The following is an 11,690-nucleotide window of genomic DNA, read 5'->3' as shown; positions in this document are numbered from 1 at the left end:
CAAAGCACAGTGTGGGGCAACGCAAGCAGTGCGCTGTCGGCGTCACCCGAAGATGTCGGAAATATGACCTGGGATGCCTGAATGTTGATCTGAGGGGTGTGATCGCCGATTGAAACCGGCGCGCCGGGCTCTACCATGGGGGCACCGGGCTGATACCGGACGTTTTCGCAATCGAGGATCGAAAGACAATGACCCAGACTCGCCGACATTTCCTGGTCACTGCCGCCGCAACCGCCGGGACAGTCACATTGCTGCCTTTTACCGCTAGCGCCGCCGCACATGGCGGCGATGTTTTTGAAACCACAGCAGGCGAGATCACGGTTCATCCTGTCGCGCATGCGTCGTTCGTGATGGAAACGCCTGCCGGGGTCATCTACTCCGATCCGGTCGGTGATCCGGCGCAGTATGCGTCGCTGCCGCCTGCGGACCTGATCCTCGTCACTCATGAACATGGCGACCATTACAATGCGGAAACGCTTGCCGCGCTGATGGGGGACAGCACCGTGCTGATCACCAACCCGGCGGTCCTGGACATGCTGCCCGAGGATCTTAAGGCGCGTGCCAGTGCCATCGGCAACGGCGAAAGTTCAGAATTTTCCGGTGTCGGGATTGACGCGATCCCGGCCTATAACACCACCGAAGGGCGGACCAACTTTCACCCGCAGGGCCGCGACAACGGCTATGTGCTAAGCTTTGACGGGTTCAAGGTCTATATCTCGGGCGATTCCGAAGATATTCCCGAGATGCGCGCACTCGAAGGCATCGACCTGGCCTTTTTGTGCATGAACCTGCCGTTCACCATGGATGTCGCTGCGGCGGCGTCGGCTGTGGCCGATTTCAAGCCGTCTTATGTTTACCCCTATCACTACCGTGGCCGCGATGGCGGCACACAGGATCCGGCGGAATTCGCTGCGCTGGTTGGTGAGAGTGTCGAGGTCAAGATGGGCGACTGGTATCCGGACGGATCGGCCTGACGCAGCCTGTCGGCAATCATCACAAGACCTGCCAGAGGCTTCGGAGCGATCCGAGGCCTCTGCGCTATTGAGCGCCGTCCCGAGGGGGGTGACACCTTGTCCTGACGGGCCTTAGAACCCGGACAGACGATGAAAGCTCATCGAGATATGCGCCTTGCGGATCAGTGCGGCGGCCCGCATGTCGCCACTCTCTAACGCGCCATGCGTCTGGCGCATCTCATCCAGAAAAATCTCCGTCTCCCGGGCCAGGTCCATCTGGGGAATCGCCTTGAGCCAGATTCGCGTGGTGCGCAGATACAGTTGTTGTGCCGTGTCACGCAGTGCCGCGTTTGTGGTTAGGGTCAGACCAAAATCATGGAATTCCATGTTGAGCCGGGCAAAGGCGCGGGCAGCCGGTGCCCGGGCCAGCGCGGTGCCACGGGCCACAAACTCAGCGCCTGTTGTGATAATGTCCGGCGTTATCAGGCAGGGGGATAAGACGCCGACAAGTTGCGCCAGCTCTAACCGCAGATCGTAGACCTGCGCCATTTCAACGATGTCCACATCTGTGACGATGGTGCCGACCCCGTGGCGCGAAATCACAAGGCCTTCGGTTTCCAACCGGGCGAGCACACGCCGCAGCGGTGTGCGCGAGGTTCCGAATTCGGCCGCCAGCGACTCTTCTGACAGTTTGGCGCCCGGCGGGTAATCGAGCAGGCAAATGCGATCCCGCAAGGTCATGTGCAGGCGCTGGAACCTGTCAATCGCGTCGCTCATGCTGCGCAGCTGTGGCCGAAACCGTCGAGCAGGGTCAGGCATTCGGCAAGCTGCGCACGCGACACATATTCGTCCGCCTTGTGCGCCTGCGCGATCGAGCCGGGACCGCACACCACAACCGACATCCCCATCTGTTGAAAAATCCCGCCCTCGGTGCAGAATGGCACGACATCGACCGCGTTCTGGCCGGTGAGGGTGGCGACAAGCGTGCGGGCCATGTTCACATCCATCGGTTCGAGGCCGGCCACTTCGCCGATGATCTGGGTCGATATGTCGGCGCGGGGGCTGACGGCGCGCATGGACGGCAGCAATTCGGTTTCGATGTATTGCGTCAGGGCATCTTTGACGAATTCCGCGTCGCCGTATTGCACCGGACGCATTTCCCAATCGAGCTCGGCTTTGGCCGGGATCACGTTATGGGCGTGACCGCCGTTGAGCCGCCCGATGCTGATGCTGGTCCATGGCGGATCAAACCGGGATTCGCGCGGGGCACGGCCCTTGAGGTCTTCGGCAAGTTCCATTAGGCGCGTGGCGTACTTCACCGCATAGGCCACCGCGTTGACGCCGCGATCCGGGTTTGAGCCATGCCCTTCGAGGCCGGAAAATCGGGTGGTGTATTCACAACAGCCCTTGTGGCCCTCAATGATGCGCATTTCGGTCGGTTCGCCAATGATGGCAATCGAAGGGGCAATGCCGCGTTTCTTCAGCTCTGGCACCAGCGCCTGCGCGCCCAGACATCCGGTTTCCTCGTCATGGGTAAAACAGAAATGGATCGGCCGACGCAGAGTCAGTTCGGCATAGTGGCGGGCGTAGGTCAGGCAGGCGGCAATAAACCCTTTCATGTCGCAGGTGCCGCGCCCCATCAGCAGATCGCCGCGTTCCGACAGTTCGAACGGGTCCGAAGTCCAGTCCTGATCCGTCACCGGCACCACATCGGAATGGCCCGACAGCAGCAAGCCGCCGGGACAATCGGGGCCGATTGAGGCAAAAATATTGGCCTTTTTCCCGCTTTCGTCCTGAAAGACTTCTACACGTGCGCCCGCATCCTCGAGCCGGTTCGCCATATGATGCATCATGTCGAGGTTGGGATCGCACGACACTGTGGCAAAGCTGATGAGATCGCGCAGGTGATCTTCGGTCTGAGTCAGAAGGTCCAAGATGCGGGGCTCCTTGTGGGCGATAGGGGCGGATGCCTCAGGGTTTGATGAACATGTTGCGCGGGACATCGCAGAAGGTCTGTGCCGGGCCATCTTCGGTGATGAGAATCGATTCGGTGATCTCTAGCCCCCAGTCTGACATCCAAAGCCCGGGCATGAAATGGAACGTCATGCCGGGTTCAAGCACGGTTTCATCATCAGCCCGGAGTGAGATGGTGCGTTCGCCCCAATCCGGCGGATAGCTCAGACCGATGGGATAGCCGCAGCGGGCGCCGCGTTCGATCCCAGCGCGTTCCAGCGGCGCAGCCAGTGCCACGGCAATGTCGCAGGCGCGATTGCCGGCGCGCGCGGCGTCGAGCCCGGATTCAAGCCCTTCGAGCAGGGCGGCCTCGGCGCGCACAAAGATGTCTGACGGCTTTCCCAGGTGGATCGTGCGGCACAGCGGAACATGGTAGCGGCGATAGCAGCCACTGATTTCAAAAAATGTTGCCTCGCCGGTTTTGAAGGGTTCCCCATCCCAGGTGAGATGAGGCGCGGCGGCGTCGGAACCAGAGGGCAGCAGCGGCACGATGGCGGCATAATCCCCCCAATGCCCATCAGCACCAAGGATGGCATCGCGCTGGATTTCAGCCACAATTGCATTCTTGGCGACGCCAGGTTCAACCCGCTCTATCAGCCCGGCGATGATCTTTTCCGAGATTTTGGCAGCGCGGCGCATGAACACCAGCTCTTCTTCGGATTTGATGCCGCGCTGCCAGTTCACCAATGCTGTGACGTCGATCAGCGCGGCATGGGGCAGTTCTGACTGCAGGGTCATGAACGCCTTGGCCGAGAAATAGTAATTGTCCAGTTCGACCCCAATGCGGGCTTTGCCCAGACCCAGATCGGCCATACGTCCCGCCAGATCCTGCATCGGGTGGCGTTCGGTCGATTGAACAAAGTGGTCAGCGTAGCCAATCGCGCGGTCGTCATCCATCCAGACGGTACGCAACGCACCGTTGCTGTCCTGATTGCGGCCCCACCAGATCGGGTCGGCGTCCGGCAAAACCAGCACCCCCTGATGCACATAGAACGACCAGCCGTCATAGCCGGTGAGCCACGCCATGTTTGACGGGTCAGTAACCCACAGCGCGTCCAGGCCCTGCTGTGCCATTGCGGCCCGAGTCTTGATCAGACGGCGCCAATATTCCGCATCGGAAAACGGCAGGTCCTTGGTGAAGCGATGATTTGGCATGGGGGATATTCCTGCACACATGGGGCGTTCTGACCCCAGAGGATGCGTGATTGTGTACAACTGCGCCCGGCCAAAACCGACATGGAGAGACGCATTCCTGCTGTTGGCGCAATTTGGCGTAAAAATAAGACGTATGGGCGGCGACCGGGCAAAAGTTGTGCACAACTTGGTCATGCCAGGGGGATTTGCCGCGAATCTGGACTTGTTTTGTAGAAAACGCCGGATCTAAGGGCGCTGACGTATTGCCTGCCCTAAGGTGAGCGTATGAGAATCGACTGCATTTGCCATTTTGGCGGCGTTTTTGCCCGTATAATGGCGAATTTCTGGTCGTTTTTCCCGTATCTGCCCAAGAGCCTTGGGAATTTGCGCAAGGCAGTTGCAACACGGTCGGTCACGGGGTTTAGTTATAGTACGATGACAGCGGAGCAAATCCGCGACAAAAACAGGGAGCCAGCGATTGGCTGATTTGGCAAAGAACGATGCGTTCGTGGCCTTCGAACGTGTGCAGAAAAGCTATGATGGCGAAAACCTTGTCGTCAAAGATCTGAACCTGAGCCTGCCGCGGGGCGAGTTTCTGACCATGCTTGGTCCGTCGGGGTCGGGCAAGACGACCTGCCTGATGATGCTGGCCGGATTTGAAACTGCCACCCATGGCGAGATCAAGTTGGGCGGCGTCAGTATCAACAACATCCCGCCGCACAAACGCGGCATCGGCATGGTGTTCCAGAACTACGCGCTGTTTCCTCATATGACGGTGGCCGAAAACCTCAGCTTCCCGCTCGAGGTGCGCAAGATGGGCAAGTCCGACCGCGAGGCCAAGGTCAAGCGCGCGCTGGACATGGTGCAGATGGGCGCCTTTGGCGGCCGCCGTCCGGCACAATTGTCGGGCGGGCAGCAGCAGCGGATCGCATTGGCCCGCGCGCTGGTGTTCGAGGCCGAGCTGGTTCTGATGGACGAACCCCTGGGCGCGCTGGACAAGCAGCTGCGCGAACATATGCAGTTCGAGATCAAGCGGATCGCGGATGATCTGGGCATCACCGTGGTCTATGTGACCCACGATCAGACCGAGGCGCTGACCATGTCGGATCGCGTCGCGGTGTTCGAGGATGGCCGCATTCAACAGCTGGCCCCGCCGGCCGAGCTGTACGAAAAGCCGAAAAACAGCTTTGTCGCGCAGTTCATTGGCGAGAACAACACGCTCGAGGGCCGGGTCGAAACGATTGCAGGCGGTCGCTGTACCGTGCGTCTGGATGGCGGTGAACTGATCGACGCGATCCCGGTCAACGTCACCGAAAAGGGCGAGCGCACCCGCGTGTCGATCCGCCCCGAGCGGGTTGAGTTCAATCCTGAATTGGGCCCCGATGCGCATACACTCGAAGCCGAGGTTCTTGAATTCATCTATATGGGCGACGTGTTCCGCACGCGCCTCAAGGTGGCGGGCAAGGACGATTTTGTCGTCAAGACGCGCAACCGTGCCGATCAGGTGCGGCTGACACCGGGCGAAAAGATCAAGATCGGCTGGCTGCCCGAGGATTGCCGCGCGCTGGATGCGCCGTCGGCATAACGTAACAACCGAATATCGTTCGGGTCGGGGTGAAACGCCCTGCCCGGCGGTGAACAAGGGTCCGGTCGTGCTAGCCCGTCATGCGGACCCCAACGTGCACACGGGCTATTCTAGGGAGAATACAATGAAATTCAGCAAGACAATGATGGCGACAACGGCATTGACCGTGGCAACCGGCACGATTGCGTTTGCCGCAGCCCACGGCATGTCGGACAGCATGACCCTGGTTAGCTGGGGTGGCGCCTATCAGGACAGCCAGCAAAAGGCCTATGTCGAGCCGTACCTTGAGATGCACCCCGAGGTCAGCTCGACCTGGGATGAATCCTCGGCCGAGGCCGTCGCCAAGCTGCGCGCCATGAACGAAGCCGGCAATGTCACTTGGGATCTTGTGGACGTCGTAGCGGCGGACGCCATTCGTCTGTGCGACGAAGGTCTGGCGATGGAATATGATCCCGATGAACTGCTGGCCGCAGCCCCCGATGGCACCAGCGCGTCGGACGACTTTGGCGACCTGATCGTGTCCGACTGCTATATCCCGCAGATCGTGTATTCGACCACATTCGGCTATCGCACCGACATGGTTCCCGAAGGCGTCGAAGCGCCGAGCCAGATCTGCGACGTGTTCGATCTGGAAAAATATCCGGGCAAGCGCGCGCTGGAAAAGCGTCCGATCAACAACATGGAATGGGCGCTGCTTTGTGACGGCGTGGCCAAGGCGGACGTCTATGACGTTCTGGAAACCGACGAAGGTCAGGACCAGGCTCTGGCGAAACTTGGCACCATCAAGGATGAAGTGATCTGGTGGTCCGCCGGTGCCGATACGCCCCAGCTGCTGGCCGATGGCGAAATCTTTATGGGTTCGACCTATAACGGTCGTCTGTTCAGCGTCATTGTTGATCAGAAGCAGCCCGTTGGCATGATGTGGGACGCACAGGTGTTCGACCTTGACGGTTGGATCATTCCCGCCGGTCTGCCCGAGGATCGTCTTGCCCGCGTAAAGGACTTTTTGATGTTCGCCACCGACACCCAGCGTCTGGCGGATCAGGCCAAGTACATCTCGTACGGTCCGGCCCGCGCGTCTTCCGCGCCGCTGGTGCCCGAGGACATGAAAATGCACATGCCGACCGATCCGGCAAACGCTGCAAACACCTTCCTCTACAACTACGAGTTCTGGGCTGATTATCGCGACGATATCGACGCGAAATTCCAGTCCTGGCTCGCTCAGTAAGACGGAAAATGAGGGGAGGGGCCAAAACGGCCCTTCCCCGTTTTTTCATTCGTTTGGCACTTTGATAACAAGACCGGAACGGGGAATGATGGCATGAGCGAGACGACACAGGACGGGCCGGTTCCAAACAGCGCATCTTCGGCCAACAAATCTGCGGATGCACGGCCCGAATTGATGCTGGCGGCAGACGGCACGCCGCTCAAGAAAAGCCTGAGCCGTGCGCTGCGACGTCAAAAGTTGCGTGCCCTTGGTTTGGTTGCTCCCTTGCTGTTGTTTGTCGTGATCACCTTTGTTGCGCCGATTGCTGACATGCTGTTTCGCTCGGTTGAAAACCAGATTGTGTCTGACACGCTGCCCCGCACAACCGAGGCGCTGGCGGATTGGGACGCGACCACCGGCAACCTCCCGCCCGAAGCGGTCTATGAGGCCCTGTTTTACGACATGTCGCTGGCCGCCGAGGCCAAGCTGCACACACGTCTCGGCAGTCGGCTCAATTACGAGCAGACTGGCCTGTCGTCGCTGTTTCGCCAATCTGGGCGCGGGCTGGATGACATCAGCGATGTCTACCTCGACCAGTTCGAGGATCTGAACAAGGATTGGGACAAGGCGCAGCCTTGGGCCGAACTGATGGGCGATCCCGAATGGCTCACCGAACAAGCGGCATGGACCAAGGCTGACGGCAAGCTGCCGCGCTTTGTCCTGAGCGATGGCATGGATGATCTTTTGCCCCGCACCTCGGTCGCCTATCAGAACTTTGCCCGTTTCACACAGGTCGAGGATGAGAAAAGCCCGATCAAGACGAAACCCTGGGGGACGGTGCAGACCGCGCTGTATCAGGATCTGATGGCGCAGGATGTGTCTGGCTATAGTGGTCCGCATGCCGACATGCTTAAGACGGCGGATGCTGCGGTGGCGGATTTCGACAGTGTCACCTTTCAGGAAGGGTTTAGCGAAATTGACGAAGATTGGGCCGATCACGAGGTCTGGCAGACGATCAAGACCTACAGTCCGAATTACACCAACGGCTATTTTCTGAATGCCGTCGACATGCAGAAAACGCCCGAAGGTCCGGCCATGCGGGACGACAACGAACGGATCTACGGCCTGCTGTTCAAGCGCACGCTGTTCATGTCGATGGTAATCACGCTAAGCTGTATCGCACTGGGTTATCCGGTGGCGTGGATATTGGCGAACCTGCCGTCCCGCACCGCGAACCTGCTGATGATCCTTGTGCTGCTACCATTCTGGACCTCGCTGCTGGTGCGTACGTCTGCGTGGAAGGTGATGCTGCAACAGCAGGGTGTGATCAACGACACGCTGGTCTGGCTGGGTCTGGTGTCCGATGGCGACCGACTGGTGATGATCAACAACCAGTTTGGCACGATTGTCGCGATGACGCATATCCTTCTGCCATTCATGATCCTGCCGCTCTATTCGGTGATGCAGACGATCCCGCCGACCTATCTGCGCGCGGCGAAATCCATGGGTGCCACCAACTGGACCGCGTTTTGGCGGGTGTATTTTCCGCAATCGGTGCCGGGGATTGGCGCGGGGTCGATCCTCGTCTTCATCCTGTCGATTGGCTACTATATCACACCCGAGATCGTCGGCGGCACGACCGGAACATTCATCTCGAACCGGATCGCCTATCACATCTCATCAAGCCTGAATTGGGGTCTGGCGGCCGCGCTCGGCACGATCCTGTTGGCGGCGGTGCTGCTGCTCTACTGGGCCTATGACAAGATTGTCGGCATCGACAACGTGAAGTTGGGATAACAGACATGGCAGCCATTCTTACACAGATCGAAAAGAAACCTCTGAACTTCACCCTGCCTGTGGTTGCGGCCGCGGGTGCCTTTGCCGGGCTCTTTGTCGGCACGGCGCAGGGGTCTGGCCTGCTGGGCATCGTGATTGGTGCCGCGCTGCTGGCCGGGCTGGCCTTTGTCGCTATGCAGGTACTGGCGCCGGAGCTTGAGAAACCGGTCCGCTACGGTCTGATCGCGGCCTTTGCTGTGCTGGGCCTGTTGCTGGGCGGGGCGCCGGGACTGGTCCTCGGCGGGCTCTTTGGCTGGTTCTTTGGCTGGTTCATCTATTGGATCGGTGAGGGGCGCTATCGCGCGCATCTTGTTCCCTATCTCACCGCAGGGCAGGTGCTTTGGCATTATGCCTTCCGGGTGATCTGCGGCGCGATCTTTGTTTTCCTGATCACGCCGATCATCGTGGTCATGCCGCTCAGCTTCAACGCTCAGGACTTCTTTACCTTCACGCCCGAGATGCTGCGGTTCGATCCGGCGGGTTATTCGCTCAAGCATTACCGCGACTTCCTGACCAACACCGAATGGACCAACGCGGTCTGGAACTCGCTGCGGATCGCGCCGGTGGCGACCTTCCTGTCGGTCACGCTGGGGACATTAGCCGCCATCGGCCTGAGTCAGAGCCACGTGCCCGGGCGGCGCGTGATCATGGCGATCCTGATTTCACCGATGATTGTGCCGCTGATCATTTCTGCTACCGGGATGTATTTCTTTTACTCCAAGATCGGTATCGTCGGCACCTATTGGGGCGTCGTTCTGGCCCATGCCGTGCTGGGCATCCCGTTTGTGATCATCACGGTCACGGCCACGCTGGTCGGCTTTGATAAATCACTGACGCGGGCGGCAGCCAACATGGGGGCGAACCCGATCACGACCTTCTTCCGGGTGCAGATGCCTCTGATCCTGCCCGGCGTGATCTCGGGCGCACTTTTTGCCTTTATCACCTCATTCGACGAAGTTGTGGTGGTGTTGTTCATCGGTTCAGCCGAATTGCAGACATTGCCTTGGCAGATGTTCACCGGCCTGCGCGAACAGATCAGCCCGACGATTCTGGCAGCGGCAACGATTCTGGTCGGCATTTCGATCCTGCTGCTGACGCTGGTCGAGATGTTGCGCCGCCGCTCGGAGCGGCTGCGCGGGATGAGCCCGGGCTGACAGACCCGGCTTACACGGATCGTTTCAGAATTTGGCGTGGCTCTGCAGAACATGCGGGGCCGCGTTCATTTTATCGAAAGATGGATTGGCGACAGTCGCGGCGACGAACCGCATGACCCAGACGGCCCCAACCTGATGACCCGGATTGGTCGATATTCCCGGTATCCGCATTCCCGCCGTCGACTAAAATTCTGAAAATCTATGAGGCAGGCCATCGAAGTGTTGAGTTCCAAGCAGGAGCGCGCCACGCCAATCAAGAGCTTCGCTGTTTGGCATCGTCCCGCCGACGTTCAGATGGGCTATGGCTCAGACTCCGACACACCAGAGCCGCCCTGATCTTGGATGAACAGATCGAAGAAAGGTGAGAGGCTGGACAACGACCCAAGCGGGGCTCGTTACGGCTGCTTCCTTCCGGACCTGACCGGGTTGGCGAGGCGCTCGCCCGCGCCAACCTCTCGGAACTGCATTTAGTATGTCGGCGACGCAGATGCAACAGGTGTCAGCGGTGATCCGGTTTGAAATCTGACGGCGCGGCCAGGGTATTCAACCGCTGTCCGGTTGGCCTAGGCCAAGGATTGCCGTCTGTGTGCCCAGTTGCGGGCGATGGTGTGACCAATCCGCTCGCGTTAAGCCTGATGCGGGTGCAATTGACCTCGTCGTCGCAAACATTCGCCGCTATGCAGGCGGTATGAGCAACACCGACCCATTCGAGATATTCCTGCAAACAGCCCCGGGGCTGGAACCTGCGCTGCGCGCCGAGGCGTCCGAAGTCGGCTTTGATGGGGCCGAAGTGGTTCCCGGCGGCGTCACTCTGCGTGGGGGCTGGCCCGAGGTCTGGCGTGCCAATCTGTCGCTGCGGGGCGCTGACCGGGTGCTGGCGCGGGTCGGCAGTTTTCGGGCGATGCATCTGGCGCAGCTAGACAAGAGGTCGCGGAAGTTTCCATGGCCCGAGGTTTTGCGCGCTGACGTTCCGGTCAAGGTCGAGACAACCTGCCACGCCTCGCGGATCTACCACGCCGGGGCTGCCACGCAGCGTATCGAGACGGCGCTGCGCGAGGAACTGGGCGTGACAGTGACGCCGCAGGCGGCGTTGGGTCTGCGTGTGCGGATCGCAGATGATCTGGTGACCTTCAGCCTCGATACCTCGGGGGCGCCGCTGCACAAACGCGGTCACAAACCTGCCGTGGGCAAGGCGCCGATGCGGGAAACCTATGCGGCGCTGTTTCTGCGCCAGTGCGGCTATGACGGGCGCGAACCGGTGCTGGATCCGATGTGCGGATCGGGGACGTTTGTCATCGAGGCCGCGGAATGGGCCGCGGGGCTGATGCCCGGTCGCTCGCGCGAGTTCGCCTTTGAGCAATTGGCGAGCTTCGACGCCGAGGCATGGACTGCGATGCGTGGGGTGGACGTCTCGCAGACTCCTTCGGTGACGTTTCGCGGATCAGACCGCGACGACGGCGCCATCCGTATGAGCGGTGAGAATGCGGAACGTGCCGGTGTGAAGGACTGGACGGTCTTTCAGCAAGGGGCGGTGGCCGAACTGGAACGTCCCGAGGGGCCGCCCGGCCTGGTGATCGTCAATCCGCCTTACGGGGCGCGGATCGGCAACAAGGCACTGCTTTACGCTGTTTACGCGACGCTGGGCCAGCGCCTGAAAGAAGGGTTTAAGGGCTGGCGCGTCGGGATTGTCACGACCGAGACCGGGTTCGCTCGCGCCACTGGTCTGCCGTTCAAACCGGTGGGACCAGTGGTGCCGCATGGCGGGCTGAAGGTGCGGCTCTATCAGACCGGCGTGCTGAAATAGCGAT

General features: G+C 60.2%; 9 protein-coding genes and 1 other RNA gene. 6 read left to right on the top strand and 4 right to left on the bottom strand.

Annotated features, from left to right (window positions below):
- Positions 1-188: 188 nt before the first annotated feature.
- Positions 189-974: an MBL fold metallo-hydrolase gene (locus IMCC21224_RS17195; RefSeq protein ID WP_047996383.1), complete on the top strand. Its 786-nt coding sequence runs from the start codon at positions 189-191 to the stop codon at positions 972-974.
- A 111-nt stretch (positions 975-1,085) separates the two neighbouring features.
- Here the strand turns inward: IMCC21224_RS17195 and IMCC21224_RS17190 are convergent, their stop codons facing one another.
- From IMCC21224_RS17190 to IMCC21224_RS17180, 3 genes are read right to left on the bottom strand one after another with little or no spacing between them, the layout of a single operon-like run.
- Positions 1,086-1,730 carry a GntR family transcriptional regulator gene (locus IMCC21224_RS17190; protein WP_047996382.1) on the bottom strand — a complete coding sequence of 215 codons (645 nt, stop codon included), beginning with the start codon at positions 1,728-1,730 and terminating at the stop codon, positions 1,086-1,088.
- Positions 1,727-2,890 (bottom strand): acetylornithine deacetylase, encoded by a 1,164-nt coding sequence (gene argE / locus IMCC21224_RS17185; RefSeq protein ID WP_369796049.1) that lies wholly within the window; start codon positions 2,888-2,890, stop codon positions 1,727-1,729. The genes IMCC21224_RS17190 and argE overlap by 4 nt, the downstream gene beginning before the upstream one ends.
- A 34-nt stretch (positions 2,891-2,924) precedes the next feature.
- On the bottom strand, positions 2,925-4,121 hold the full coding sequence (locus IMCC21224_RS17180) for a M24 family metallopeptidase (RefSeq protein WP_047996380.1): 1,197 nt from the start codon (positions 4,119-4,121) through the stop codon (positions 2,925-2,927).
- A gap of 457 nt (positions 4,122-4,578) precedes the next feature.
- On the opposite strand from IMCC21224_RS17180, the gene IMCC21224_RS17175 reads away from it, so the two are divergent.
- The 4 genes from IMCC21224_RS17175 (at position 4,579) to IMCC21224_RS17160 (ending at position 9,882) form a co-directional block, all read left to right on the top strand.
- Complete coding sequence (locus IMCC21224_RS17175) at positions 4,579-5,685, top strand: ABC transporter ATP-binding protein (protein ID WP_047996379.1); 1,107 nt, start codon at positions 4,579-4,581, stop codon at positions 5,683-5,685.
- A 124-nt stretch (positions 5,686-5,809) separates the two neighbouring features.
- Complete coding sequence (locus tag IMCC21224_RS17170) at positions 5,810-6,913, top strand: extracellular solute-binding protein (RefSeq protein ID WP_047996378.1); 1,104 nt, start codon at positions 5,810-5,812, stop codon at positions 6,911-6,913.
- 93 nt (positions 6,914-7,006) lie between these two features.
- On the top strand, positions 7,007-8,689 hold the full coding sequence (locus IMCC21224_RS17165) for an ABC transporter permease (protein WP_047996377.1): 1,683 nt from the start codon (positions 7,007-7,009) through the stop codon (positions 8,687-8,689).
- 5 nt (positions 8,690-8,694) lie between these two features.
- Entirely contained in the window at positions 8,695-9,882 is a 1,188-nt protein-coding gene (locus IMCC21224_RS17160) for an ABC transporter permease (RefSeq protein ID WP_047996376.1), read from the top strand.
- A 359-nt stretch (positions 9,883-10,241) separates the two neighbouring features.
- Here the strand turns inward: IMCC21224_RS17160 and ffs are convergent.
- Positions 10,242-10,340: signal recognition particle sRNA small type (ffs, locus tag IMCC21224_RS27235), an RNA gene on the bottom strand.
- Between the two features lie 230 nt (positions 10,341-10,570).
- Here ffs and IMCC21224_RS17155 point away from each other — a divergent pair.
- Entirely contained in the window at positions 10,571-11,686 is a 1,116-nt protein-coding gene (locus tag IMCC21224_RS17155) for a class I SAM-dependent RNA methyltransferase (RefSeq protein ID WP_047996375.1), read from the top strand.
- Positions 11,687-11,690: the final 4 nt, after the last annotated feature.

This window comes from Puniceibacterium sp. IMCC21224, assembly GCF_001038505.1.
GTDB lineage: Bacteria > Pseudomonadota > Alphaproteobacteria > Rhodobacterales > Rhodobacteraceae > Puniceibacterium.
The sequence above is the reverse complement of the archived record's forward strand: the minus strand, read 5'-3'. Positions and strand labels throughout refer to the sequence as shown.

Coding starts and splice junctions, on each gene's coding strand:
- IMCC21224_RS17195 (WP_047996383.1), top strand. CDS start 189: ATGACCCAGACTCGCCGACATTTCCTGGTCACTGCCGCCGCAACCGCC.
- IMCC21224_RS17190 (WP_047996382.1), bottom strand. CDS start 1,730: ATGAGCGACGCGATTGACAGGTTCCAGCGCCTGCACATGACCTTGCGG.
- IMCC21224_RS17180 (WP_047996380.1), bottom strand. CDS start 4,121: ATGCCAAATCATCGCTTCACCAAGGACCTGCCGTTTTCCGATGCGGAA.
- IMCC21224_RS17170 (WP_047996378.1), top strand. CDS start 5,810: ATGAAATTCAGCAAGACAATGATGGCGACAACGGCATTGACCGTGGCA.
- IMCC21224_RS17165 (WP_047996377.1), top strand. CDS start 7,007: ATGAGCGAGACGACACAGGACGGGCCGGTTCCAAACAGCGCATCTTCG.
- IMCC21224_RS17160 (WP_047996376.1), top strand. CDS start 8,695: ATGGCAGCCATTCTTACACAGATCGAAAAGAAACCTCTGAACTTCACC.
- IMCC21224_RS17155 (WP_047996375.1), top strand. CDS start 10,571: ATGAGCAACACCGACCCATTCGAGATATTCCTGCAAACAGCCCCGGGG.